Origin of the sequence: Tateyamaria armeniaca (assembly GCF_045797845.1) — a bacterium.
GTDB lineage: Bacteria > Pseudomonadota > Alphaproteobacteria > Rhodobacterales > Rhodobacteraceae > Tateyamaria > Tateyamaria armeniaca.
In genome coordinates this window covers 122,835-148,267 of sequence record NZ_JBHDIY010000002.1, presented here as the reverse complement: position 1 = coordinate 148,267, position 25,433 = coordinate 122,835, and the positions used below count along the sequence as shown (strand labels likewise).

At 59.1% G+C, this 25,433-nt stretch carries 18 protein-coding genes and 2 pseudogenes; 10 read left to right on the top strand and 10 right to left on the bottom strand.

The window, feature by feature from the left end:
• Nucleotides 1-15: 15 nt before the first annotated feature.
• From ACERZ8_RS00795 to ACERZ8_RS00785, 3 genes are all read left to right on the top strand, one after another.
• On the top strand, nucleotides 16-1,275 hold the full coding sequence (locus ACERZ8_RS00795; RefSeq protein WP_407590227.1) for an amidase family protein: 1,260 nt from the start codon (nucleotides 16-18) through the stop codon (nucleotides 1,273-1,275).
• 1 nt (nucleotide 1,276) lies between these two features.
• Nucleotides 1,277-2,053, top strand: coding sequence for an MOSC domain-containing protein (locus ACERZ8_RS00790; RefSeq protein WP_407590226.1), 777 nt, complete (start codon nucleotides 1,277-1,279; stop codon nucleotides 2,051-2,053).
• 863 nt (nucleotides 2,054-2,916) lie between these two features.
• Nucleotides 2,917-3,903, top strand: coding sequence for a sterol desaturase family protein (locus ACERZ8_RS00785; RefSeq protein WP_407594115.1), 987 nt, complete (start codon nucleotides 2,917-2,919; stop codon nucleotides 3,901-3,903).
• Nucleotides 3,904-3,958: 55 nt separating this feature from the next.
• On the opposite strand, the gene ACERZ8_RS00780 is transcribed toward ACERZ8_RS00785, so the two are convergent.
• From ACERZ8_RS00780 to gph, 6 genes are all read right to left on the bottom strand, one after another.
• Nucleotides 3,959-4,852 (bottom strand): HAD-IIA family hydrolase, encoded by an 894-nt coding sequence (locus ACERZ8_RS00780; RefSeq protein WP_407590225.1) that lies wholly within the window; start codon nucleotides 4,850-4,852, stop codon nucleotides 3,959-3,961.
• Between the two features lie 13 nt (nucleotides 4,853-4,865).
• Complete coding sequence (gene phnE / locus ACERZ8_RS00775) at nucleotides 4,866-5,681, bottom strand: phosphonate ABC transporter, permease protein PhnE (protein WP_407590224.1); 816 nt, start codon at nucleotides 5,679-5,681, stop codon at nucleotides 4,866-4,868.
• The gene (gene phnE, locus ACERZ8_RS00770) at nucleotides 5,681-6,502 is read right to left on the bottom strand and encodes a phosphonate ABC transporter, permease protein PhnE (protein WP_407590223.1); all 822 of its coding nucleotides are present in this window, start codon (nucleotides 6,500-6,502) and stop codon (nucleotides 5,681-5,683) included. The genes phnE (ACERZ8_RS00775) and phnE (ACERZ8_RS00770) overlap by 1 nt, the downstream gene beginning before the upstream one ends.
• Nucleotides 6,499-7,296, bottom strand: coding sequence for a phosphonate ABC transporter ATP-binding protein (gene phnC / locus ACERZ8_RS00765; protein ID WP_407590222.1), 798 nt, complete (start codon nucleotides 7,294-7,296; stop codon nucleotides 6,499-6,501). The genes phnE (ACERZ8_RS00770) and phnC overlap by 4 nt, the downstream gene beginning before the upstream one ends.
• A gap of 66 nt (nucleotides 7,297-7,362) precedes the next feature.
• The gene (gene phnD, locus ACERZ8_RS00760; RefSeq protein WP_407590221.1) at nucleotides 7,363-8,337 is read right to left on the bottom strand and encodes a phosphate/phosphite/phosphonate ABC transporter substrate-binding protein; all 975 of its coding nucleotides are present in this window, start codon (nucleotides 8,335-8,337) and stop codon (nucleotides 7,363-7,365) included.
• A 46-nt stretch (nucleotides 8,338-8,383) separates the two neighbouring features.
• The gene (gene gph / locus ACERZ8_RS00755; protein WP_407590220.1) at nucleotides 8,384-9,064 is read right to left on the bottom strand and encodes a phosphoglycolate phosphatase; all 681 of its coding nucleotides are present in this window, start codon (nucleotides 9,062-9,064) and stop codon (nucleotides 8,384-8,386) included.
• Nucleotides 9,065-9,303: 239 nt separating this feature from the next.
• Between gph and ACERZ8_RS00750 the strand changes: the two genes are divergently transcribed.
• The 3 genes and pseudogenes from ACERZ8_RS00750 (at nucleotide 9,304) to ACERZ8_RS00740 (ending at nucleotide 13,621) form a co-directional block, all read left to right on the top strand.
• Nucleotides 9,304-10,329, top strand: coding sequence for an ABC transporter substrate-binding protein (locus tag ACERZ8_RS00750; protein WP_407590219.1), 1,026 nt, complete (start codon nucleotides 9,304-9,306; stop codon nucleotides 10,327-10,329).
• Between the two features lie 3 nt (nucleotides 10,330-10,332).
• A pseudogene (locus ACERZ8_RS00745) lies at nucleotides 10,333-12,551 on the top strand (ABC transporter permease).
• Nucleotides 12,548-13,621 (top strand): ABC transporter ATP-binding protein, encoded by a 1,074-nt coding sequence (locus ACERZ8_RS00740; protein ID WP_407590218.1) that lies wholly within the window; start codon nucleotides 12,548-12,550, stop codon nucleotides 13,619-13,621. Before ACERZ8_RS00745 ends, ACERZ8_RS00740 begins: the two are co-directional and overlap by 4 nt.
• Here ACERZ8_RS00740 and ACERZ8_RS00735 read toward each other — a convergent pair.
• Nucleotides 13,618-14,406 carry an inositol monophosphatase family protein gene (locus ACERZ8_RS00735; RefSeq protein ID WP_407590217.1) on the bottom strand — a complete coding sequence of 263 codons (789 nt, stop codon included), beginning with the start codon at nucleotides 14,404-14,406 and terminating at the stop codon, nucleotides 13,618-13,620. The two genes, ACERZ8_RS00740 and ACERZ8_RS00735, sit on opposite strands and share 4 nt — an antisense overlap.
• Before the next feature lie 109 nt (nucleotides 14,407-14,515).
• Nucleotides 14,516-16,480 (bottom strand): bifunctional 2',3'-cyclic-nucleotide 2'-phosphodiesterase/3'-nucleotidase, encoded by a 1,965-nt coding sequence (locus ACERZ8_RS00730; RefSeq protein WP_407590216.1) that lies wholly within the window; start codon nucleotides 16,478-16,480, stop codon nucleotides 14,516-14,518.
• 267 nt (nucleotides 16,481-16,747) lie between these two features.
• On the opposite strand from ACERZ8_RS00730, the gene ACERZ8_RS00725 reads away from it, so the two are divergent.
• From ACERZ8_RS00725 to ACERZ8_RS00715, 3 genes are all read left to right on the top strand, one after another.
• On the top strand, nucleotides 16,748-17,158 hold the full coding sequence (locus ACERZ8_RS00725) for a hypothetical protein (protein ID WP_407590215.1): 411 nt from the start codon (nucleotides 16,748-16,750) through the stop codon (nucleotides 17,156-17,158).
• A 51-nt stretch (nucleotides 17,159-17,209) separates the two neighbouring features.
• A complete protein-coding gene (locus ACERZ8_RS00720) occupies nucleotides 17,210-19,408 on the top strand; it encodes a hypothetical protein (RefSeq protein ID WP_407590214.1) in 2,199 nt (732 codons plus the stop codon).
• A gap of 159 nt (nucleotides 19,409-19,567) precedes the next feature.
• Nucleotides 19,568-21,004 (top strand): alpha/beta hydrolase, encoded by a 1,437-nt coding sequence (locus ACERZ8_RS00715; protein WP_407590213.1) that lies wholly within the window; start codon nucleotides 19,568-19,570, stop codon nucleotides 21,002-21,004.
• Nucleotides 21,005-21,035: 31 nt separating this feature from the next.
• Here ACERZ8_RS00715 and rhaI read toward each other — a convergent pair whose 3' ends face one another.
• Together rhaI and ACERZ8_RS00705 are read right to left on the bottom strand one after the other, a co-directional pair.
• Nucleotides 21,036-22,310 carry an L-rhamnose catabolism isomerase gene (gene rhaI, locus ACERZ8_RS00710; RefSeq protein ID WP_407590212.1) on the bottom strand — a complete coding sequence of 425 codons (1,275 nt, stop codon included), beginning with the start codon at nucleotides 22,308-22,310 and terminating at the stop codon, nucleotides 21,036-21,038.
• A 12-nt stretch (nucleotides 22,311-22,322) separates the two neighbouring features.
• Nucleotides 22,323-24,426, bottom strand: a pseudogene (locus ACERZ8_RS00705) (bifunctional rhamnulose-1-phosphate aldolase/short-chain dehydrogenase).
• 187 nt (nucleotides 24,427-24,613) lie between these two features.
• On the opposite strand from ACERZ8_RS00705, the gene ACERZ8_RS00700 reads away from it, so the two are divergent.
• Nucleotides 24,614-25,414 carry a DeoR/GlpR family DNA-binding transcription regulator gene (locus tag ACERZ8_RS00700; RefSeq protein ID WP_407590211.1) on the top strand — a complete coding sequence of 267 codons (801 nt, stop codon included), beginning with the start codon at nucleotides 24,614-24,616 and terminating at the stop codon, nucleotides 25,412-25,414.
• Nucleotides 25,415-25,433 lie beyond the last annotated feature (19 nt).

Here is a 25,433-nt window from a genome sequence, read left to right as displayed (position 1 = left end):
TCCAGGGATGTAGACATGGCCATCGCCGCACTGAACGCAATGGCCGATCTGAACCCGCTGGTCCGGTCACCGTTCACGCGGAGTGCTAAGCGTGATGGCCCGCTGGCCGGCGTACCCGTCGTGGTCAAAGCAAACATTGCCATCGAAGGGCTGCCGCATTGTGGCGCGTCCCCCGCGCTTGTTGACAATATCGCAAGCCGGTCCGCTCCGGCTGTGGAACGCTTGCTTGAAGCCGGGGCAGTTATCGTGGGACAAAGCAACATGCACGAGCTGGCCTTCGGCATCACCAGTCACAACCTTCACCATGGCCCTGTCGGGAATCCGGCCAACCCGGCGCATATGGCGGGCGGCTCGTCTGGCGGGACGGCGGCGGCGGTGGCGGGTGGTGCGGTGCCAATGGGTCTGGCCTCTGACACGGGCGGGTCGGGGCGCCTGCCTGCGGCGATGTGCGGTTGCGTCGGCTTTCGCCCCACGTACGGGCGCTATCCGGGGCAGGGCGTGCTGACACTGTCCACCAGCTTTGACACCATAACGCCGATGGCGCGAGACGTGGCGGGAATTGCACAGTTGGACGCGGTATTGGCCGGTTCTGCTCTAAAGCCGCTCGCAGAGAAAAAGAACATGCGCCTTGGCGTGGTCGACGACGCGCTTTTGCAGGGTGTCGATGCACAGATGCAGCAAGCATGCCGCGCGAAGCTCGATGGGCTGGCCGAAAGAGGCGTCGAACTTGTCCCTCTGAGTTCTGCTGACCTGCTGGAGCAATGTGGTGACATAGCCCTTGGCATCGTTCTCTATGAAACCAAACACTTCTGGACACGCTTTCTGTCTGCAAGACATCAGGACCTGGCTGATTTTCCGGCCCGTATCGCCAGCCCGGATGTCGCTGGCATCTTCCAGATGATTGTGGATGAGGCTGCCCCTTCGGACGCGGAATATGCCGATATGGTGGGGCCGAAACGCGAAGCCATTCGTGACACCGTTTCGGCGTTGCTTGATGGTTTGGACGGCCTCGTCATGCCCACACTGCCCACCACGGCCCCGAAAATCGGAGATACGGACACCTGCCAGATCAACGGTGAGGCCGTCGATCTGTTCACCGCAATGACGCGGCGCGCGGCGGTCGCCTCAATCACCGGCAATCCGTCGATTTCGGTGCCTGCCGGGCGGTTGAACGGTCTGCCCATCGGGCTGGAGGTGATTGGCAGGCACGGCGGTGACCTTGATCTGCTGGGCGTTGCTACGCGGCTGGAAGAGTTGCTTGAGGCATCGACGTAACATGGCGATCACCCTGCAACGCATTCAGCGGTTTCCCATCAAGGGTTTGTCGGCGGAACAGATGCCCCGGGTCACCCTGACGCCAGGATCGGGCGTGCCCGGTGACCGGATGTTCGGATTTGCGCGTCACGGATCGGGCTTTGATCCCGCGAACCCTCAACCTTTGCCCAAGGACCGCTTTGTCGTCCTGCTTACGCAGGCAGCACTGGCTGGCTTGAAAACGCAGTTCGACCCTGAAACACGGCAGCTTGAGATTGCGCATGCCGATGCGCGCGAGGCGTTTGATATGACTGATGAGGCCGCGCGTGACCGCGCCGGGGCATGGCTTTCGACGTATATCGGTCTCATGGATGTCTCCGACCCGCAATTTGTCTCGGCCTTTCCGCATCGGTTCACCGATGTCTCGGTTGTCTCACCGCAAATGATGCACGCGGTATCGATCCTGAACCTCAGCTCGGTCCGGGATCTGGCCACACGTCTTGATCGGGACATCGACCCGGCCCGGTTCCGTGCGAACCTTGAGATCGATGGGCTGCCGCCCGGATGGGAGCTTGAGCACATTGGTGAAACGCTCCGCCTTGGCGACGTCAGTCTGCGGCTGATCAAACGCACCAAACGGTGCGCGGCCACCGAAGTGAACCCCGTCACTGCTGAGCGCGACCTGAAGCTGCCATATCTGCTGCGCAAGGAATTTGGGCATATGGATATGGGTGTTTATGCCGAAGTCGTGACAGGTGGCGTGCTGCAATCCGGACAAAAGGTGAGCATCGCTGGCTGAGCCAAATCGCGTGCCAAGAGCGCAGGTGTCACGGGCCCGGCGTATTGGCTGCTGTCGATGAAATGGCAGTACCCAAGCGCCAGTGTAGTTTTAGGAAAGTGCTGTGCGCAAAGTCGGGATTTCGTAGTCGAAGGTCAGCGCAAGGATAATGGTCAGCGCCGCAAGCGAGAAGAGCAATGCGAAGGCCACACAAGTCAGCGCAGCAGTGGCCCGAAGGGGCTAACCCTTTACTAGCGGCGCGCTGAACGCAGGGCTTGGGTCAGGTCGCCGCACCGCTCCGGTTATCAGGTCAGATCCGCCACAATCACTCGGCCCTTCATGTGAGGATGGAACACCCCGGACAGTCGGTGATCTTGTCTCATGGCGCGGTTTTATCAGCCTTATGCAACACTTAAAAAAGCGGACGCCAGAAGCGATGCAAATCATGTTGCATGCAACATCACTGGAGTGCCCTGCCTGAACTCCGACTTCCTCCTCCCGCGAAATGATGGGTGGCGCTGTCTGTATTGTTCATCGCCAGTGTCATGAACGTGCTCGGCGTCAGCATTTTAAACGTCGCATTGCAAAAATTCAGACTGATACCGCCGTGCATCCGACGTAACTGGAATAGCCGTGGGAATTCACGTGCTGGCACTTGCCGTGCGTCGGGTTCGGATATAATTTTGGTCGGCAACAATCGTTTATCTGGGGTCTGATCGGGTTCCCCTAATCCTCGGCCGTAGTTGCCTCGCGCCCGACGTCGTCAACCTGATCACTGCCCGCGTGTTCGATCTTGAAGAAACCCTGTTTCCCTCTTTTTATCGTTTTTCCAAGACCCGAAATCGTGCCAGACTGAAGACGCTGCCATCATCATGAGGTTCACAGTGTCCGACGCGCCGCTCAAAGGCTGGAACCACATCCCTGACGTGCCGCTGCAGGTCTCTCCCTTCTTTCAGTGGCCGCCGCGTCCGATGCGGATGTTGGCGTGGGTCTGGAATTCTTGGTTCTTTATCACCGAGCGACTGATCATCGTCGCGATCGCCTGCATTTCGTTTTACTGGTTCCAGCCGCCGCTGGAGGAGACGCAGACCCTCGCGATTGGCTGGATCGCCGAGATGTTCGCGCGCAACGTGATCCTGATGAGCCTTGTGGCAGGCGGTTTGCACCTATATTTCTACACTTTCACCAAACAGGGGCAAAAGCTGAAATATGACCCGCGCCCGCTGATGAAAAACGGGCGGCAGTTCACGCTGGGCAGCCAGATCAGGGACAACATATTCTGGACCATCGCAAGCGGGGTGACCGTCTGGACCGCATACGAGGTGCTGATGTTCTGGGCCATGGCCAACGGCGTGGCCCCAGTGCTGACATGGGCCGCGCATCCGATCTGGTTCATCGCGCTGTTCCTGCTGATCCCGGTCTGGGAAAGCTTTTACTTCTACTGGATTCACCGGTTTCTGCACATTCCGTTTTTCTACAAACACGTACACGCCCTGCATCATCGCAACATCAACGTGGGCCCGTGGTCAGGCATGGCGATGCACCCGGTCGAGCATCTGATCTTTCTGGGGTCAGTCCTGATCCACTTTATTGTGGCGGCGCACCCGGTCCATATTCTGTTCCATCTGCAATATTACGCGCTGACGGCGGCCACGACGCATACCGGGTTCGAGGCTATGGTGGTCAAGGACAAGAACCGGCTGAAGCTCGGCACTTTCCACCATCAGATGCATCACCGGTATTTCGAGTGTAACTACGGCTCGCTCGAACTGCCCTGGGACAAGTGGTTTGGATCGTTCCACGATGGGACAATGACCTCTGACGCCAAGATCCGCGAACGGCGCAAAAGGTTCACGAACGGGTCGCGATAGAAGGGGTCGCGCGCCATCGCGAACCACCTTCGCGGGAGCGGATCGGCAAAGTGTTTTACGGACGGTCGAGAATGTAGTCCGGTTGAATGCCGGACGCATCGATGAATCCATCCACGTCGTGCCCGGCGAAAAATCCGTATCCCGAGATCAGCGCGGTTTTCAGGCCAGCGGCCTGTCCGCCGAGGATATCGGTGTGCAGGCTGTCGCCGACCATCACAGTGCGGGCAGGGTCGAAGTCACCCAGATGTTCAAAGGCCAGATCGAAGATGTTGGCAAAGGGTTTGCCAAAGAATTCGGGTTCAATTCCCGTCGCATCGCCAAGCTGGTGTGCGTAGTGGCCGGGCTCCGTTGAAAACCCGGTTTCGCGGGGGGCCACGATGTCCGGGTTGCCCACGTAAACGGGGCGCGGGGTGTCACGCAAGGACTGTTCCAGACATGCCTGCCTTGCCTCTGTCCAAACCGCGCTGCCCAGCAGGATGAACGCCTCGGCTGCGTCATAGGCTGCCGGGTCTTCGGCAAGGTATGTCACATCGAGGTGTTCCAGATCGGCGCGTCCAAGGCTTTGCGTCGCCATTAGGCCCCATTTTCGGGACGGGTCGGATGCAAGCCCGTGCAGAATGGTCTTGCGGCTGGTGATCACGTCACCGGCATCGAAATCATAGCCAAGGCGGGCGTATTTTGCCATCAGATCGCTGTGTGGATAGCCAGCGGCGTTGGACACCACCAGCACGCGCTTGCCCGCTTTTTGCAGGCGGGCCACGCGCTCCGGCACGCCGTCAATGGCCGTCTCGCCGATGTTCAGAACGCCAAATGCATCCAGCAGAAATGTTTCGATGTCATCCGTCAGGGCGTCGAGATTGGGCACGCGTTGGCATGCACCCTGCCTTTGAACAGCAGGCAGGCGGTGGCGCACGCGCTCGTAGGCGTCAAAGGCTTCGGTCGTATTCAAGTGTCAGAGTCCGTCAAATGATTGCGCCACGCACTTTGGCCGAAACCCATTCGGATGTGACAACCGCCAGAAGGATCACCAGAAGGATCAACGACACCTGTGGCCACGCCAGAACATTGAGCGATGAGGACAGTTGCAAACCAATGCCGCCCGCCCCGACCAGTCCCAGCACGGTGCTTTCGCGTATGTTGATGTCCCAGCGAAAGACGGCGATCCCGGCAAAGGCAGGAAGCACCTGCGGTACGATGCCATAGGCCATGACCTGCCAGCGCGAGGCCCCGGTTGCCGTGATCGCTTCGACTTGTGTTTCGTCGATCTCTTCGATCGCCTCATAAAGCAGTTTGGCGCAGAACCCGATGGACCGGATCGCGATGGCAATGACACCGGCAAAGACCCCCGGGCCAATGATGGCGATCAGCAAAAGCGCCCAGATCAGCGAGTTGATCGAGCGTGTGGATACGATGATCAGCAAGGCAATCGGGCGGATCAGAAAGCGCGAAGGCGTTGTGTTGCGCGCCGCAAGAAACGCCACCGGAACGGCAAGGATCAGAGCAAAGATGGTGCCAAGGGTCGCAATGTTCAGCGTGTCCCAGATCGGCTTGCCCAATTGGGTGATGTAGTCCCACTTTGGTGGGGTCGCCCGCGTCCAGATGTCGTTGGCGATGCGCGGTGCATCCCAGACGAAAAACCACGTCGTCGCATTCGAAATCTGCTGCCAGCAATAGGCAAAGATGGCGATGCCGATCAACCAGAGCATCCAGTGAAACAGGCTTTCGCGCCCCGTGCGGCGTTGCCACAGTTTTAGTCCGTTTGCGTCCCGTGTCGGCATTACTGAACCCTCGCCCGGATGATGCCAGACAGGTATTCGAGCGCCATGACGATCACGATGATGATCAGCAGAATGGCCGCCGCCGTGTCGTATTCGTAGCGGTCAAAAGCGGTGTTCAGCGTGGCGCCGATACCGCCAGCGCCCACCAGTCCGAGAATGGCGCTTTCGCGAAAGTTGATGTCGAGACGATAGATCGACAAGCCGATCAGGCGTGGCATCACCTGTGGTTGCACCCCGTAGTTGATCCACTGCGTCCAGCGTGCGCCCGAGGCTTTGATCGCTTCGGCCTGCACCTTGTCCATGCTTTCGATATCTTCGGCGAGCAGCTTTGACAAAAAGCCGATGGTCGCAAAGCTGAGCGTCAGGAAACCCGCCAGTGGCCCAAAGCCAAAGATGGCCACCAGCAGTATGGCGACGATGATTTCCTGCAAAGCGCGGCTGATCGCGATGATGCCGCGACAGACCAGATAGACCGGCAGGGGGGCGACATTGCGCGCGGCACCCAAGGCAATCGGGATCGAAATCGCGATACCGACCACGGATGACGCCACGGTCATCACGATGCTTTCAACCATGCCCTCGTAGATGTCCGACGAGCGGGTGGAAAAATCGGGGCTGGTAAAGGCCAGAATGAATTTCTTGCCACGCTCAAGCCCCTCGTAGACCCGCGCCCAGTTCACTTCGATTGTCAGATAGGCGGCGACCAGATAGGCCACGAACCCGATCAGCAACGTCCAGCGCAGCCATGGGCGCTGAACAAAGGGCGGCTTTTTCCAGGGCTGACCGAGGCGCGCGTTTACATCAAAATCGGTGTCGCTCATTGCGCGGCAACCTCTTCCTCTTCGTCGTCATCCACGGCCTCTATGGTCGCTTCCCAGTCTTCTTCGCCATAGATCGTGGTCAGAACTTCGGGTGTCAGACCGTCGGGCGGGCCGTCAAATTCGACCGCACCAAAGCGCAGGCCAATCACGCGCTGCACGAACATCTGGGCGAGGGCGACATCGTGGATGTTGATGATCGCGGCCAGCCCGCGTTCCTTGCACAGCTCACAGATCAGACGCATGATCTGGCGCGATGTCTTGGGATCCAGCGAGGCGGTGGGTTCGTCCACCAGCAACAGCGCCGGATTCTGGATCAGGGCCCGGCAAATGCCGACCCGCTGACGCTGCCCACCCGACAGTTCATCGGCGCGTTTGTCAGCCATATGCGCAAGTCCGACGCGGTCCAGCAGGCGAAATGCCTCGTCCACGTCCGATTGCGGAAACCTGCGCAGGAAGCTGCGCCAGAACCCGACATAGCCCAAACGACCCGACAGCACGTTTTCCATCACGGTCAATCGTTCAACCAGCGCATATTCCTGAAAGATCATTCCCATACGGCGCCGTTCGCGCCGCAGCGCACCCGATGACAGCCCTGTCAGTTCGACATCGCCCAGATAGACATTGCCCGAGGTCGGTTCGACCAGACGGTTGATGCATCGGATCAGTGTGGATTTGCCTGCGCCGGACGGACCGATCAGGGCAAGAACCTGGCCTTCCGGTATCTCCAGATCGACTGCCTTCAAGGCCTGATCGCCTGTCTTATACGTCTTCACAAGCTTCTCAAGCCGCAGCATGAAAGCCTCCCCGCCCCAGTATTTCTAGTTGGAAAGGGCGGACCAAAGGGCCCGCCCGATCAAGGATTATTCGCAGGCGTAGCTGACGCCGTTGGCCGCATCGATCTTGCGGATCACTTCCCAGAACTCCTGATAGGTCATCTCAAGGAACTGGCCCTCGTTCGACTTTTCAAACTCGGCCTGAAGCGACGTGCCTTCCCATTCGAAGTTGAAGAACGCGTTGCGGATTTTTTCTTTCAGTTCCGGTGTCAGGTTGTGGGCCGTGCCAAAACCGGTGGTCGGGAATGTCTGCGATTTGTAGATCACCTTGACCTGATCCTCGGTGATCACATCGCGGCTGATCATGCGCGATTTGACCGAGTTTGCGATCGAGGCCGCCACATAGTCCTTGTTGGCCACACCAAGGATCGAGTTGTCGTGTTTGCCCGAATAGACCGGTTCAAAGTCGCGTTCCGGGAGCATGTCAAAGTCGCCCTTCAGGATGGCAGACGGTGCTTTGAAACCCGAATTCGACGTTGGCGAGGTGAAGGCCAGTTGCTTGCCTTTGATGTCTTCGACCTTTTCGATGCCGGAGCCGGGATAGGTGATGATCTCCATCTCATAGCCGAAATTGCCGTCTTCGGACGCCATGATCGTGAACGGGTTGAAGCCCGCACAATTCACCGCCAGCGGGTTCGAGCCGGTGTTGAAGCCCGCAATATGCAGGCGGCCCGAACGCATCGCCTCGATCTGGGCGGCGTTGTTCTGGACCGGGAAAAACACGACGTCCTTGCCGGTTTCCGCCTCAAGGTGGGTCAGAAAATCGGACCATGCGGTCTTGTATACGGCGGGGTCTTCGACCGGGGTGTAGGCAAAGATCAGCGTGTCAGGGTCAACCAGATCGGCCGGATCGGTGGGTGTATCCGCGATCAGGTCGCCGTCCACATCGCAAAACCGTTCGTCCAAGTCGCCGCGCGGGCAATCCTGTGCTGCCGCAGGGCCAGCCATCGACATGATCAACGCCAGCGCAGCGCCGGACAAAAGTGAGTTCATTAGTTTCATTAGAAATCCTCCCAAGTCTTTGACGCTAGCGGGAAGCTTTGAAGACTTAAAGCAAATTCGAAGGGCACCGACCGGTGGGTGTAATTCCGTGCTTTGCCCAATCGTCAAAGCGGTCAGCGTCGCCAAGTTCCGGCAGTGCCGTGTTCAGGTATCCGCCTGAAAAATGCCGGAACCGGACCTGCGCATTGCGTGCGGTCTGATAGTCGACGGCGCTGTCGCCCACATACAAGGCCTGATCCGGATCGCACCCCAACGCCTTGATAGATGCCAGCAGGGATGCGGGGTCAGGTTTCTTGGGCTGGCCGGGCTCTGCGCCCACAATCACGTCGAAATACGGGGCCAAAGCCAGTTGTTCGCAAATGGCACGCGCTGGTCCTGTGGGCTTGTTGGTGCAGATGCCAAGGGGAATGCCTGCCGCACGGAATTGTTCCAGAGCTGCGATCACATCAACGTACGGTCGTGTATGTGTCGTCACATTCTGTGCATACACGTCCAGAAAATGCGCCAGCACAGTTTGAAACAGCGCGTCATCCGCCCCGCCTGTCGCATCCAATGCACGCCTGACCAAGGCCTCGACCCCGTCGCCGATGAACGAGATGATTGTTGCCAGATCAAGTGGCGCACGTCCAATGGCGTGAAGTGCTGCATTCGCCGCAAGTTGCAGGTCCGGCGCGCTGTGAATAAGCGTGCCGTCAAGATCGAAGACGATGGCTTTTACGTTTGGCATGGTGCTGTTTAGACCGCGCCGCCGATCAGCGCCACGCCTTATGACGCGATAGCATCTGACGTTTTGTGCACGCCCCATTTGTTTTTCTTTCAATACTGCGAAATGTCGCTAGGCTGATCCAACCTACGACGTTCGGACCGTTCCCAGATTTCGGCCGGACTGTCCCCATCGACAGCAAAAAAACCGGCGCTGGGGATGAATAAAATGAGTCCAAAGGACTCGACCAAGGGAGGACGACCATGAAGAAATTAAGTACATTCGCGATCACGTCGGTCGTGGCGCTGACGGCTGGCGTATCTGCGGCGCAAGCCGACAAGCTGACGCTCTATTGTTCAGCTCAGGAAGACTGGTGCCAGTTGATGGCGCGCAGCTTTGAGGATGCAACCGGCGTCGACGTCAACATGACCCGCAAATCGTCGGGCGAGACATTTGCGCAGATCAAGGCGGAATCATCAAACCCCAAGGGCGACGTATGGTGGGGTGGTACGGGTGACCCGCACCTTCAGGCCGCCGAAGAAAACCTGACGGCAGCGTATGTTTCACCGATGCGATCCGAACTGCACGATTGGGCGATCTCGCAGGCGACGAGTGCCGGTGACAAGACGATCGGCATTTACTCCGGCGCCCTTGGCTATGGCTACAACACCGAACTGCTTGCCGCCAACAATCTGCCCGAACCCGCGTGCTGGAAGGACCTGCTGAAGCCTGAATACAAGGGCCATGTTCAGATGGCGAACCCAAACTCGTCCGGCACGGCCTATACGACGCTGGCGTCGATGGTTCAGCTTTTTGGCGAGGACGAAGGCTTTGAATTCATGAAGGGCCTGCACACCAACATCAACCAGTACACCAAGTCGGGCTCAGCCCCGATCAAGGCGGCAGGACGTGGTGAAAACACCATCGGTATCGTGTTTATGCACGACGCGGTGGCACAAGCCGTGTCGGGTTTCCCAGTGAAGGTCGTCGCCCCTTGCGAGGGCACGGGTTACGAAATCGGGTCCATGTCGATCATCGATGGCGCGCGCAATATGGACGAAGCCAAACAGTTCTATGACTGGGCGCTCTCTGCCGACGCGCAAAACCTCGCCTTGCAGGTAAACGCGTTTCAGGTGCCGTCCAACAAGGGGGCCGAAACATCGCCCTCTGCGCCGGACATGTCGACGATCAAGCTGATCGATTACGATTTCAAGACCTATGGTTCGTCGGACGAGCGTAAGCGTCTGCTGCAAAAATGGGATGAAGACGTCTCCACATTGCCGCAGTAAATCTTGCGTAAAAGCCTGAATGAAACATCCGCCTCCCCGGCATTGATCTTCTGGATCATTGCCGGGTGGGTGGGCTATCTGTTCTTGCCCTGGTACGGGGTCGAGGACGGGTTTCTGTCATTCGTATGGCTGCTGGATGGCTATCCGTTTGACGAAGATTTTGCACCGGCAGCCTTCCTGATCGGGCAGGGGGAAAAGCTGTGGCTTGCCCCGATGCTGGTGCCGCTGGCCGCGCCTCTGCTGGTGATCGGGCGCAAGAAAAGCGATCCGCTTTATGCAAAGATACTGATCCTGTCGGGCGCAGTTGGGTTCGGATGGCTGATCGCGCAGGGTTTCGGCATCGGCATCCGCGGCTTTACAGCGGATTGGCTCACGGCCCTGTTCGGTGATCTGGAGGACCGTCAGTTCGGAATGGGGTATGGCGCGCTTTTGGTCGCCTCGGCCTTTCTGTTTCTGTTCACCCAAGGCATTGCGGCGCGCGGCGCGATCAATGGCGACGTCTTTGTGGTCAGTGCCATTGGCGGCGTGATCCTGATTGTCACGACATTCGTCTTCTTCCCGATTGCCAAGATGCTGATGGCCGCCTTCATCAGCGAAGAAGGCGGCTATTCCATTGCTGTGTTCGGATCCAAGTTCTTTGATGACCGCCTGTGGGGGCTGGGGTGCCTGTTCGGTGGGCGCTGCGGCGTGGCGTGGAATTCGCTGTTTCTGGCCATCCTAGTCGGGATTCTGACAACGGTTCTGGGCCTTGTGTTTGCGCTGGTCGTGACCCGGTCGGGGTTCAAATACAAACGCGCGTTGCGGGCGCTGACGGTCCTGCCGATCATCACGCCGCCTTTCGTGATTGGGCTGGCGCTGATCCTTCTGTTCGGCCTTTCGGGGTCAGTCACGCAGTTCTTTGCTGAACTGTTCGGGATACAGCCCACACGCTGGCTTTATGGCATGCCCGGCGTCTTGATCGCGCAGACCCTCGCGTTCACGCCCATCGCGTTTCTTGTTCTGATCGGCGTCGTCGAAGGGGTCTCACCCTCCATGGAAGAGGCCGCCCAGACTCTGCGCGCAAACCGCTGGCAGACCTTTCGCACTGTGTCATTGCCGCTGATGCGGCCCGGCCTTGCCAATGCGTTCCTGCTGGGGTTCATCGAAAGCATGGCGGATTTTGGCAACCCACTGGTTCTGGGGGGCAACTTCGACGTGCTGTCGACCGAGATTTTCTTTGCCATTGTCGGTGCCCAATACGATCAGGGTCGCGCGGCGGTGCTGGCGATGGTGTTGTTGTTCTTCACGCTGTCGGCTTTTTACGCACAGCGTATGTGGCTGGGGAAAAAGAGCTACACCACCGTGTCCGGCAAGGGGGATGCAGGGGTGCATCCGTTGATGCCAACCGGCCTGTCGCTTCCCGTATTTATCACGGCGGGTATCTGGGGTCTGTTTACCGTCGTGGTCTACGCGATGATCCTTTACGGCAGCGTGGTCGAGCTGTGGGGCGTCAACAACACGTTGACGTTCAAGCATTACGTCACCGCGTTTTCCGTCCGTTTCGAGGAAAGCGGCATCCGCTGGACGGGGGCCGCGTGGGACAGCTTCTGGACGACGATCTATATTGCCGCTGCCGCCGCCCCCCTGACGGCCATTGTCGGTTTGATTACCGCCTATCTGCTGACGCGCCAAACCTTTGCGGGCAAGAACGCGTTCGAATTCGGCACCATGCTCAGCTTTGCCATTCCCGGCACAGTCATTGGGGTCAGTTATATCCTTGCCTTCAACGTGCCGCCGATCGAGATCACGGGCACGGGCATCATCCTGATTGTCAGCTTTGTCTTCCGCAACATGCCTGTGGGCGTGCGGGCTGGCATCGCCTCCATGAGCCAGCTGGACAAATCGCTGGATGAATCCTCGCTCACCTTGGGGGCCAATTCATGGCAAACTTTCCGCAAGATCATTCTGCCGCTGCTGCGCCCGCGATCCTTGCGGCCCTCGTCTACAGTTTTGTGCGAGCGATGACGGCGATTTCGGCCGTGATCTTCCTTGTCTCGGCGGAATACGACATGGCCACCAGCTATATTATCGGGCGGGTGGAGAATAACGATTACGGCCTTGCGATTGCCTATTCCACGACGCTGATTTTCGTGATGCTGACCGCCGTGGGCCTGCTGCAGGTGCTGGTCGGGCGGACAAAAATCGGGCGTCGCACGCAATTCGGATCAGGAGAGAAACCATGAGCGAAACACGCATTGCCAGCAAAGCGGCACCCGTGCGTTTTGAGAATGTCTCCAAGCGGTTCGGGCGCGATGTGGTGGCGGTCGACAACATTGATCTGCATGTCGAGGCGGGCAAGCTGGTGACGCTGCTGGGTCCCTCGGGCTGCGGCAAGACCACGACGTTGCGCATGATCGCTGGGCTTGAGATGGCCAGCGACGGGCGCATCCTGATCGGGGATCGCGATGTGACGACCTTGCCCGCGACCGACCGCGATGTCTCCATGGTGTTTCAATCCTATGCGCTGTTCCCGCATATGAGCGTGCTGGAAAACGTCTCTTACGGGCTGACATTTTCAGGGTTTTCCAAAGGCGAAACGCGGGACCGCGCGCTGGCGGGGTTGGACTTGGTCGGCCTCAAAGGCTTTGATGGCCGTCTGCCCAGCGAACTTTCGGGCGGCCAGCAACAGCGCGTGGCTGTTGCGCGGGCCCTCGTGCTGGAACCACAAGTACTGCTTTTTGACGAGCCTTTGTCCAATCTGGACGCCAAATTGCGCCGTCAGGTGCGCGAAGACATCCGCGCGATCCAGCAGGACCTCGGCCTGACCGTTGTCTACGTGACCCACGATCAGGAAGAGGCGCTTGCCGTGTCGGACGAAATTGTGGTGATGCGCAATGCTGCGATTGCGCAGATCGGCACGCCCCGCAGTCTTTATGACGCGCCCGTTGACCGCTTTGTCGCGGATTTTATCGGCGAGGCGAATATCATCCCTTGTGTGATCGAGAGCGTCGAAAATGGCACGGCGACCATCGCGATCGAGGACTATCGCCACAAGCTGCCCGCGCGCGGCCTTGGTGTAGGTGAGGCGAAACTGGCCGTCCGGCCATCGCGCCTGGTGATTGGTGCGGATCGCGGATTTCAGGCGCGCATCGCCAAGGCGACATATGTTGGCGTGCGTATGGAGTACACGCTTGAGGCCAGTTTCGGTTCCATGTTCGCTGTGCAGGACGAAGTCGACACACCGCTTGAGGTCGGCGCGGACGTCACCGTGGGCTTTGCGGCCAAAGGGCCGGTGTTATTGCCCGAGGCCTAAGTCGAGTGATCGAATGCGGTCTTTGAGATCTCCAGCAGCCGGTCGAACACCACTGGCGTGCCGACGACCACACGGCCCCCATCCCGGATCATCGCATCGGCGTCCTGTGGTTCAACCATGCCGCCCGCTTCGGCCACGATCAATTGTCCGGCAAGGCAATCCCACGCGTTCATGTGCTCTTCGGTGTATCCCAACAGGCGACCTGCCGCGACATAGGCCAGCGATAGCGCGCCTGAGGCATTTCGATAGAACATCGATCCTTCGCCCACGACGGCGGAAACGAGGCGAATGATGCCCTGATCGTCCACCCGATTTGAGTATCCGACCCCAACCGTGCCTTGCGACATCTCGCGCGGATCATCGAGCACGAGGGGCACACCGTTCAACTGAGCGCCCTGTCCTTTGGTCGCCACGAATGTTTCGCCGTTGCACGGGTCATGGATGACGCCGACTTGAGTGGCACCATCCTGCACGCCCGCTATCACGACGGTCCATGCCGGTATGCCGTTGATAAAGTTGGTGGTACCATCAATGGGATCAATCACCCAAGTGAAGCCCGATGTGCCGGGGGTTGGGTCGTGTTCTTCACCAACGATTGCATCGTTGGGAAAGGTCTTGGCCAGCAATTCGCGCGTCAGCAATTCAACATTGCGGTCCGCTTGAGAGACAAAATCCTGATGGCCCTTGTGATCAATGACCAACGTGTCCTGATCCCTGAAGTATTTCAGCGCCAGTTGTCCGGCTTCGTGACAAATGTCGATCAGTTTGAGTGCGCGGTCGGTCATGATCATCCAATTCAGCAAGGTGCGAGGCCTGCATAGGACATGACGGCGTCATGCACAAACGTGCCATGATGGCCCGAATGTCAGATTTGACCCTGATCCTGCGATCCGCTCACAGCGATATGCGATAGCGCGCGAAACCGTCAGGGCCATCACCCGCAGGCGCGATACTGACACCCTTGACGCTGTCAACATAAGCGGTGGCCGCGGGACCTGTGTCGAAAAGAACGGTGGTGTCTGCCATCGGTGCAAAGGTCCAGTTGGCATCGGCTGACGGGCTGATCGTGCCTTGCTCCACAATGTAGCGCACGATGACGTCGCGGTTGGTATCTGGCCCCTGGAATACCGTAGTTTCGGGCGAGGCACCCGGGAAACTGCCACCGCCACCGGCGCGATAGTTGTTGGTGGCCACGATAAATTCCTGATCCGGCGCAATGGGGCCCCCGTCAAATGTCAGGTTCACGATGCGACGCGCGTCCGCATTCACCACTTCGCCGTCATTGTTGTAGCGCGAAGGCTGTGACAGATCGATCTGGTAGGTCACGCCGTCGATCACGTCGAAATTGTAAGATGGGAAATCAGGGTTCAGCAGCACCTGATCGGCCTCACCCGGCGTGATCTGGTTGAACATCCCGGCTGAGCGTTCCAGCCACTCACGCACCTCTGACCCGCTGATGCGCACCGCGCGCACCGTATTGGGGTAGAGGTAGAGGTCGGCCACGTTCTTGATCGCAATCGGGCCGGTCTGCACTTCGGTGTAGTATTCCGGCCCGCCCCGACCACCGGCCTTGAACGGTGCCGCCGCCGACAGGATCGGCAGGCCCTCATGCGGGGTGCCTTTCATCATTTGTTCGATGTACCAGACCTGCGCATTCGACACGATCTGGACCGATGGATCATCGGCAACCAGTGCAAAATAGCTGTGCAACGGCGCGTCGGTTTCCCCCACCGCACGCCGGATGTAGTCCAGCGTGGCATCGTGTTCCGCTTGAACGGCGGCCAGAACTGTCGGCGCACTGTCGACTAGCGGCGTGACGGACCGGTCCGCTTCGCGGCGCGAAATCGGGCGCGCTTCGGAGGTGTGGCTGGCGATGCGCCATGTGCCCCCGTCACGTTCCAGCATCAGATCGACAAGGCCCATATGGCTGCCCCAGAACCCGGCCATGACGCCGGGTTTGCCCATGATCGTACCTGCGTCCACATCGACGCCGGGCGTGTCGGCATAATCCGGGCCCGGGAACACGCGGTGGTGGTGCCCTGTCAGAACGGCGTCGATGCCATCGACGGCCGCGAGCGGAACAGAGGCATTTTCCATACCATCGCTGTGATCGGCAGCTCCGATCCCCGAATGCGACAGCGCTATGATCAACTCTGCTCCTTGCTCGCGCATCAGCGGGACATAGGCGCGCGCCGCATCAACGATGTCGCGGGCCATCACGTTGCCCTCAAGGTGGCGGCGATCCCATGTCATGATCTGGGGCGGGACAAAGCCGATGATTCCGATGCGGATCGGGTGAACCACGCCCGCGCCGTCCGCGATCTCGCGATCAAGAATGACGAAGGGGGGCAGCAGTGTTTTGTCATCGGTGGGTGTCGCGCCCATCTCGCGCGCGACATTGGCGCAGACAACCGGAAAACCCGACGCTGCCAGCGAATTCATCAGGAAATCGAGGCCGTAGTTGAATTCATGGTTGCCCAGCGTCGATGCGTCAAAGCCAAGCGTGTTCATGGCAGCAATAATCGGGTGGCTATCACCCTCGGACATGCCCCGTTCATAGGCCATGTAATCGCCCATCGGGTTGCCCTGAAGGAAATCGCCATTGTCGAGAAGGAGCGAATTCGTGGCCTCATCCCTGACGCTTTGAATCAGGCTGGCAGTGCGCGCCAGACCCACCGTGTCGACGGGACGGTCGCCATAGTAGTCATACGGAAACACGTGCACGTGCACGTCCGTGGTTTCCATGATGCGCAAATGCGCCTGACCCGTCTGTGCACGTGCTGAAAACGGATGCAGCGCGATAAGGCTGGTGCTGGCGGACGTTGCAAGAAACCCTCGACGGTCGAGCAGGATGGACATGTTGAATTCTCCCCAGTTGATGGGATCAGCGTAGCATCCTTCCAGCACTACTTTGACGGGTTTTTGGGTGCGGGGGGCGTTTCGCCCATTTTTTGCCGATTGCAGGATTTGATGATGCTGTTGGATGCGCTGGGACGACCTTCGGGATGAAAATGTCGTGCGCCGTCCGGGATGCCCATTGCCCTCCGGTTTCTACCGCCCCGGCCATTGATTTTGCATGCTCGGCATGGTTCCCTGCCCGATACAACTGGGGGCGATTGCATAGCGATGGCAGAGAGTTTGAACGACCTGCAACGCACTTTCGTGCAGACATATCTGGGCGTATCCCCGTCTTCGGATGACACGCAAAAGGTCACATCGATGACCGGGCTTTGGTCAGATGCCAAGGACCGCGTGGACGATCAGTTGCGCACCTTGTCTGACCGGCTGCGCAAAACGGCCATCCCGCAGGTTCAGGGCGTAGCCGACGAGGTGGAAACACTGCTGGCGCCGCTGCGCGTCCAGTTGATGGCTGCGCTGCAGAATTTTGACGCATCCTCGGGCGACAGCACCGCCAAGACTGCTGCGCAAAAGGCCGTTGGGGCTGCGCGCGCATGGCTCGACAAGGATGCGCGCGTGCGTGCCATCGATACAGAATCCCTGGAAGGTACAGGTCACAGTCGCAACAACCCTTGGTGAAGCATTGGACCGGCTGGAAGGCCAGCTTGCCAAAACAGGGGGCGCTACCTGATGTCAAATACCGAATTTGAGAATGCAGAAGGCACTGCAAGCAGCGATGGCAGTGACGTCAGCGTCGAAAGCGTCAATGAATTCCTGTCCGCGTTCGGATCAGAACTGGTCAGCGAAGAGGGTGGCTTGGAGGGTTCAGTCACAGGCTCCGTAACCGACGACGAGCTTTCGATGCAAAGTGCCATCGACGACACGCCGTCACCCGAGACCCTTGCCAGCATTGCCCGTGCCGATACCGCGTTTGCGCAGGGCAAATGGGATGATCTGCGCGACGAATATCGCAGCGACAACGCCACACCTGAGGCGCGCGCGGCCATGGTCACGAAAATGCTCACCTCGGACGACTATCATGACAGGTTGCGTCATGACCCTGCGCTGACGGCACACATGCTGGCCAGCGCGACGGTCGAAGATCTGGAGGCGTGCGGATACCTAGACCGGCTGTCCCCCAGCAAAGTTGACGTGCTGTCGGACGCGCTTGATTTCATGGTCCGACCCAGTTTCATGATGCGCGGGGCCAAGAACGGCTATCCGATGATTGCGCGTGATCCGGCGGTCTTTGCCGAGATCGCCGAAAAGCTTCCTCAAAAGTACTGGAATGATACGAACCGGGGTCTGGGCGCGCCCGAACGCGGGCTTGGGCCACGGATGTGTGCAGGTCTTTGGAACTCCGGCGGATTTGACGAGATTTGCGGCCTGATCGACATGGGCGTCGATACCAAGCGCGCGGCACTTGCTCAGGGCGGTGACATGGGAACCTACAGCGGCTTTGTCATGCCGCTTCAGCACCTTATCCAGGAACATATGTCCGACATCCGCAAACTGGGTACGCCGGAGGAACAGACCTGGGACGATCAGAAACGGGCCAAAGTGCGCGGCGCGCAGCAAATTTTTGCAGCGCTGGAGACAAGCGGCACCGCAGAGACACTGACAGACTGGCAGGACGTGGTGGATTCCGAACTGCTGGACGCGTTCAAGGACGATCCCGGTACCATCTGGGGATTTGAGCGTGTGCGCGGACCGTTTGTTGAGGCCGCACACGACACCGACAAAGGCACGCAGCCCGTGCGGATGATGGAAATCTGGGAGGCTGTCAAACCAATCCTGTCACCCGGCGACTATGTCGAACTGCTTGAAAACCCGGACAAGAAAATCCGCGAAGTGATTGCCGAAGCGGTCAAACAGATCGACGTCGACTTTGCCACCAAGGACAAATATGCCCACGCCCGAGGTGACGATGGCACAAAGAAAAACGCATACATCAAGGCGTTCGTGACAGCCGCGCAAAGCTTTCTTGAAACATTCGCCAAACAAATCCCCGAGGGCGTCATTTCGCGTCAGGCACTGACAGCACAAGGCGCAACCCGCCCCTCAGGCGAGGCGATTGAACTGTCCGACCTTATCGGCATCGATTCCGGCAAGATGATGGGCATGATCGCCTGCAAGGCTGGCCTGTGGGCCGCCAAGGAAGAGGGCAAGCCGGTTTACTACGTCATGGACGGCATCAACATGCAGGATGTCGTCGATTACAAAAAGGTGCAGAACCAGACCATTCAGGAATTTCTGGCCAACGGCGGCGCAACTCAAAGTTCGGACACGTTCGAAGAAGTCATCACGATGCAGGAAGTCCGTGAATTCTTGACCCATTGGGATGATCTGAAAGACACGGTGAAAATCTGTGTGAAAGGCGACATTCTCGAAGGGCGCGAACTGGATGACTACATCGCCCAGCACCAGCAGGCGATGCAACAGGCTGACGAGGACGCAGGCCGTGCGCCCGCCGCACCGCTGGCCGAGTTCAAGTCCGAACTGAAAGCAATAGACAGCAATATCTTTGCCACGTTGGAAAAGGCGGTGCGCAACGGCGCAGATGCTGCGGTGATCAACATGGATGCGCGCGATATCGTTCTCAAGTCCAACTATGTTCTGCGGATCGCCACTGCCAAGCCGTCGCTGGTTCTCAAATACCTGCTGAGCAAATGTGAGGTGCTGTTCCAGTACAGACTTCTCTCGCCCGATCTGGTGCGGCCTGCAGCTGGGCTCGCGTCCCTCTTGCTGAGCGGGGACAATGCCCCGCCTGAACAGGTGACAAAGCCGATTGCAACGACGCTCAAGGCCGAGATCAAAAAGTGTACGAAAAAGTTCCGCCAGCCGCTGACGGAGTCCCTGCTCGATCTTCCGCTGTTGGAGCGTCGGTAAGCGGGATTTGAAGGTGCTCGTGGCAAGCACTTCGCCCCCTAGCAATCTCGTAGCCGGACAAGGCACTGGTGCGACCTACATGTCTGGCAGCGTTTCTTGAACGCCTGCCTACTGCAGCGCTTGCAGCCATTGGTCCGTCCTCACGCGAAAGGCACAGTCTTGAGGCATATCGTTGCCGCATTGATGATCCTGAGTTCGCTGGCAGTGCTGGAACTCGCCCGCCATGGCGTCACCATCACCCGAACGAGCGTAGGACCAACGCCGGTCGCAGAGTACGCAAGACCTGACGCCGATGGCCCTGTCGTCGTCATCGCTCACGGCTTTGCTGGCTCGCAACAGATGATGCAGGGCTATGCGCTGCCGCTTGCCCGGGCGGGGTACAGGGTGCATGTCTTTGATTTTCTTGGCCATGGTCGCCATCCGGTGCCGATGTCGGGTGATGTGACTGCCGCGGATGGCACGACCCAGCTCTTGGTGGATCAGACCAGCAAAGTGATGGATGCAGTCGCTGCAGATGATGTCCCGATTGCGCTGATCGGTCACTCGATGGCGACGGACGTCCTTGTGCGCGTGGCGGCAGGCAGAGACGATGTTGGCCCGGTGGTCCTGATTTCCGCCTTCTCGCGCGAGATTGACGCCACTTCGCCGCGTGACATGCTGCAGGTGACCGGCGCATGGGAACCCGGGCTGCGCGCGTTCGCGCAAGCAAGCGTGCACATGGTCGATCCCACGGCCGCCGAAGGCGACACAGCGGTAAACGGCCGCGTTTTGCGGCGCGTAGTTGTTGCACCATTCGCCGAACATGTTTCCGTCCTGCAAAGCCGCTTGGGTCGCGCCGAAGCGCTGGCGTGGCTTGACCGCTCTTATGGGCGGACGTCGGACATCACGATCTTGCCGACAGGCTGGGCAATCCTTGGTCTGCTCGCGGGCCTCGTGTTGATCTTTCGATCCTTGAGCGTTGTGATCCCGCAGCGCGACGTCCCCCGTCAGCCCTTGAGCGCGGGCAAGACTGCACTTGTGTTGCTGTGCCCGATGGTGATCGCGCCGCTATGCGCGTTTCTGTTCAACACCGATATCCTGCCCATTCTCGTGGCGGATTATCTGGTTGTGCACATGCTTGTGTTCGGGACCGTGCAACTGGCGCTGTTGCGGCTCTGGCGCATCTCTGCCGGGCGGCTGGTGCTGCCAGCACTTGTCGCGGTGTTGGTGGCCTGCGCCGTGTTTGGCTTTGCCATGGACCGGTACGCGGCGAATTTCTGGCCGACGGATGCGCGGTGGTGGATCGTTGCCGCGATGTTGATCGGAACGCTGCCTTACATGATCGCGGACTCCGTTCTGACCGCCAATCAGGGCCTTTGGGGGCGGTTGTGCACCCGCGTCAGTTTTCTGGCTTCGCTCGCAATCGCTGTTGCGCTGGATTTCGAGGGTCTTTTTTTCCTCATCCTGATCGCGCCCGTGCTGATCCTTTTCTATGCCGTGTTTGGAACGATGGGGCGGGCCGCCTTGATGCGATCTGGTCCGCTGTCGTCAGGCCTTGCCTTGGGCGTGGTGCTGGCCTGGGCGCTTGGTGTCAGCTTCCCGCTTTTCTCGACCTAGATGACTGTATGGGGCCCGAGGTGTAAGCCAATCACACGATGCCCCCGCCCGCACCGCTGACCGCAGGCCTGTCTTCAGACACCTGTGCGCGGTATCGGGACGCGCGGTATGCGGCTACAGGGTCAATCGCGCCCCCTTTTTCAAGGCGCGCCATGGCAAGGATCGGCTCGACATTTGTGCGGAAACCATCCTTGAGCGTGGTCGTCGCCATCAACGCGTCGTTGCTGTCCTGATACCCCTCAAGGGCCGCGCGATCCACAAGCAGGGCCTGCGCATAGGCCCGCTGCACTTCCATGGCAGAGACCATGAGGCTTTCAATCGGGTCCGTCACATTGTGGCTTTGATCGAGCATATGCATCGGGTTGAAGTCCGGATTGCTTTCCGCCTCGACCAGTTCGTTGAACACCAGAAACAGGCGGTAGGGATCGATGCTGCCCGTGTCCAGATCGTCGTCACCATATTTGCTATCGTTGAAATGGAACCCACCCAGTTTGCCGAACTGGGTCAGGCGGGCCACGATCATTTCGATATTCACATTCGGTGCGTGATGACCCAGATCGACGAGGCATTTGGCCTTGTCCCCCAGTTGCTGCGCGATCAGCAGGTTCGTGCCCCAGTCCTGCACGACGGTCGAGTAAAACGCAGGTTCATACATCTTGTGTTCGGTCAGCAGCGTCCAATCGTCGGGCAACGTGTCATAGACCTGCCGGGTCGCGTCCAGATAGCGTTCGAACTGACGGGTAAAGTTGGTCTGGCCGGGAAAGTTTGATCCATCCCCAACCCAAATCGTCAGGGCTTTCGAGCCGATCTGGGCGCCCAGTTCGATGCAGGCGATGTTGTGATGCACGGCCTGCTGGCGTGTCGCAGCATCGGTGTGGGACAGCGATCCGAACTTGTAACTGTGTGTCTGATCGGGCTGGTCCTGAAACGTGTTCGAGTTCATCGCATCAAAGGTCAGCCCGACCTCTTCGGCCTTGCTGTTGAGATCGGCGGCGGGCTGGGCATCCCAAGGGATGTGCAGGGACACGGAGGGTGTCGCAGTGGTCAGTTGGTGGATCACGCCGCAATCATCGAGCTTGTCAAAGATGTCGCGCGGCTCCCCGGAGCCGGGGAAGCGGGCAAAGCGGGTGCCGCCCGTGCCCACGCCCCAACTGGGAATGGCAACACCGTATTTGGCGACCTTGGCCTTGATCGCGGCGATGTCGATCCCACGCCTGTCCAGATGCGCGCCCAGTGCTGCATAGTCGGCTTCCAATCGGTCGACGGCTTTCGCGTTCGCTGCCTGTATCACGTCTGAATTGATCATCGCTGTGCCCCCTTACCGTGTGAACGCCTGGACGTTTCCCGCATCCACGTTGATGATGTTTCCGGTCGATTTCGAAGACTGATCCGACGCCAGAAAGTAAGCTGCTTCGGCAATATCTTCGGGCAAAACGGAGCGCTTGAGCAACGAACGGTCGCGGTACATCGCCTCCAGCCCGTCCTTGTCTGTGCCATAGGTGCCGGCGCGTTGATCGAGCCACTCGCCTTCCCAGATCTTGCTGCCCTTCAGGACCGCATCGGGGTTCACCACGTTAACGCGCACACCCATCGGTGCCCCTTCAAGGGCCAGACATCGCGCGAGGTGAATTTCCGAAGCCTTTGCGGTGCAATAGGCCGATGCGTTCGGCGACGCGGCCAGCCCGTTCTTGGAGGCCACAAAGACCACTGCACCGCCAATGTCCTGCACCCGGAACAGTTTGAAGGCGGCGCGGCTGACAAGGAAATACCCCGTCGACAGGATCGCCATGTTCTTGTTCCACAGGTCCAGCGACGTGTCCTCGACCGGTGCAGAACTGGCGATGCCTGCGTTCGAGACGAGAATGTCCAGCCCGCCGAATTCAGCGGCGATGGCGTCGTAGGCCGCCGCCACCGCATCTTCATCCGTCACGTTCATATGCACAGTGCGCACCACATCTGCTGAATAGCGCTGTGCCAGATTGGCCGCTGTTTCGTTCAGGGCCGCATCGTCGATATCGGCCAGCATCACGCAGGCCCCTTCGCGCAAATACCGCTCGGCCGTGGCTGATCCGATACCTCCCGCGCCGCCGGTCACAAGGGCCACGCGCCCGGCCATGGATTTGGGCGCTGGCATGCGCTGCAGCTTGGCCTCTTCGAGCAGCCAGTATTCGATGTCAAAGGCCTCTTGTTCGGGCAGGCCCTGATACTCTGACACAGCATCCGCACCGCGCATCACGTTGATCGCGTTCACATAGAATTCGCCCGAAATCCGGGCAGTGGCCTTGTCCTTGGCAAAGGTGATCATGCCCACACCGGGGACAAGGTAGACGACAGCATTGGGGTCCCGCAGCGCAGGGCTGTCCGCATGTTTGCAGCGCTCGTAATAGGCTTTGTACCCGTCGCGATAAGCCGCAACAGCGTTTGCGAGGCCTGCAAGTGTCGCGTCCACATCCGGCTTGGCGGGGTCGAAATCAACGACGAGCGGGCGGATTTTCGTGCGCAGGAAATGATCCGGACAAGAGGTGCCGAGTGCCGCCAGTCGCGTCATGTCTCTGGCGTTCACGAATTCCAGAACGGCATCGCTGTCGTCAAAATGCCCGACCATGTGCTGTTGGCCCGACACCATACCGCGAATGGCGGGCATCAGCCGCGCTGCGGTCGCGCGCCGGTCCGGGGCGGGCAGGCTTTGATGGGCCGCGCCGCCAAACGCGTCCTTTCCGCTCGTTTCTTTTGCAAACCAATCCATGGCGGTTTGAATGATCTCAAGGGTCAGGTCATAGCAGTCCTGTGCGTCATCTGCCCATGTGAACAACCCATGGCTTTCCAAAACGACCCCTTTGGCCGCCGGGTTCTTGGCGCAGAAATCTGACAGCCAGAGGCCCAGTTCATAGCCGGGTTTTTTCCAGGGCAACCAGCCAATCGTATCACCGAAAATCTTTTCAGTCAGGGCCTTGCTGTCCTTGGCCGCCGCAATCGCGATGATCGCATCGGGGTGCATATGATCGACGTGCTTGGCCGGGACATAGGCGTGCAAGGGTGTGTCGATGCTGGCCGCGCGCGGGTTCAGATCAAAGGTGCAATGGGGCAGAAAGCCGACCATTTCGTCCTCGAACGCCACCCCGCGATAGATGCAGCGCAATGCGTTCAGCTTGTCCATATAAAGCGTGGCAAACCCGTCCATCTTGATCGATCCGACATCCCCGCCAGACCCCTTGACCCATAGCACCTCGACCGTCTCACCGGTCAGCGGATCAGTTTCCATCACTTTGGCCGATGTATTGCCGCCACCGTAATTCGTGATTCTTTTGTCAGAGCCGAGCAGGTTTGAGCGATAAAGCAGCTTTTCGGATCTCGCTCATCGCAGCAGCGCGGGAGACGTCCCATTTGTTTTCAAGGGTTTGCGGGGCGGACGCTGTGGTCATTTGTGTCTCCGTGGGCGACAGAAAGGTGCGGATTTCTGTGCCACAGGCTGACCTTTGGCGATCCTCAAGTCAATCACTTTAAGTCATAAACGGTCATGCTGCATCGCAGAATGATTGAAGTTGATAAATTATGATTGACAGATTGTCGCGACTCACGGCACGTTGAAGGCGAAAGAAAGGGCGTGCCATGCATGAAAAAGACCGTCACCGCGTTATCCTGTCCGCCGTTCAGGACAGGTCGCTGGTCACTGTTGTCGATCTGTGCTCGCTCACCGGCGCGTCCGAGGCGACAGTGCGCCGTGACATCAACACGCTGGATCAGCAAAAGCGTCTGCGCCGTGTGCGTGGGGGTGCCGAGGCGCTGACAACCAAGCCTTTTGTCGGCCTGGCCGGGCGTCCGTTCAGCGTCAATGAAACCATGAACATGGCGGAAAAGCAGGCCATTGCCGCCGCCGCAGTCGAGTTGTGTGAAGATGGTGAGCCGATTATCATCAACGGCGGCACGACTACATTCCAGATGGTGCATCCGCTGGCCTCGCGGCGCTTGCAGGTGTTCACGAACTCTTTCCCGATTGCGGATCACCTGCTGAAAAACACAACCAACACAGTGATGGTGTCGGGCGGGATCGTCTACCGCGAACAAAACATCATCCTGTCCCCGTTCGACAACGATGTGACGCGCAACTTTTACGCCAAGCGGATGTTCATGGGGGCTTCGGGCATCGGTCCGCTGGGCCTGATGGAACAGGATCCGCTGCTGATCCAGGCCGAGGAAAAGCTGATCGGACAGGCGGACGAGCTGATCGTTCTTGTGGACAGCAGCAAGTTCAAGGCCCGCTCAAGCCTCGTGCTGTGTCCTCTGGACCGGATCGACACCATCATCACCGACGACGGCATCGATGATCGCACGGCAAATATGCTGGACGCGGCTGATGTCACGCTGATCGTTGTCCCGTCCGGGGCAACGCAGAAAGAAGGGGTGGCGTGAAAGCCAACCCAAACCACTC

Coding starts and splice junctions, on each gene's coding strand:
- ACERZ8_RS00795 (WP_407590227.1), top strand. CDS start 16: ATGGCCATCGCCGCACTGAACGCAATGGCCGATCTGAACCCGCTGGTC.
- ACERZ8_RS00790 (WP_407590226.1), top strand. CDS start 1,277: ATGGCGATCACCCTGCAACGCATTCAGCGGTTTCCCATCAAGGGTTTG.
- phnE (WP_407590224.1), bottom strand. CDS start 5,681: ATGCCGACACGGGACGCAAACGGACTAAAACTGTGGCAACGCCGCACG.
- phnE (WP_407590223.1), bottom strand. CDS start 6,502: ATGAGCGACACCGATTTTGATGTAAACGCGCGCCTCGGTCAGCCCTGG.
- phnC (WP_407590222.1), bottom strand. CDS start 7,296: ATGCTGCGGCTTGAGAAGCTTGTGAAGACGTATAAGACAGGCGATCAG.
- phnD (WP_407590221.1), bottom strand. CDS start 8,337: ATGAAACTAATGAACTCACTTTTGTCCGGCGCTGCGCTGGCGTTGATC.
- gph (WP_407590220.1), bottom strand. CDS start 9,064: ATGCCAAACGTAAAAGCCATCGTCTTCGATCTTGACGGCACGCTTATT.
- ACERZ8_RS00750 (WP_407590219.1), top strand. CDS start 9,304: ATGAAGAAATTAAGTACATTCGCGATCACGTCGGTCGTGGCGCTGACG.
- ACERZ8_RS00740 (WP_407590218.1), top strand. CDS start 12,548: ATGAGCGAAACACGCATTGCCAGCAAAGCGGCACCCGTGCGTTTTGAG.
- ACERZ8_RS00735 (WP_407590217.1), bottom strand. CDS start 14,406: ATGACCGACCGCGCACTCAAACTGATCGACATTTGTCACGAAGCCGGA.
- ACERZ8_RS00730 (WP_407590216.1), bottom strand. CDS start 16,480: ATGTCCATCCTGCTCGACCGTCGAGGGTTTCTTGCAACGTCCGCCAGC.
- ACERZ8_RS00725 (WP_407590215.1), top strand. CDS start 16,748: ATGGCAGAGAGTTTGAACGACCTGCAACGCACTTTCGTGCAGACATAT.
- ACERZ8_RS00720 (WP_407590214.1), top strand. CDS start 17,210: ATGTCAAATACCGAATTTGAGAATGCAGAAGGCACTGCAAGCAGCGAT.
- rhaI (WP_407590212.1), bottom strand. CDS start 22,310: ATGATCAATTCAGACGTGATACAGGCAGCGAACGCGAAAGCCGTCGAC.
- ACERZ8_RS00700 (WP_407590211.1), top strand. CDS start 24,614: ATGCATGAAAAAGACCGTCACCGCGTTATCCTGTCCGCCGTTCAGGAC.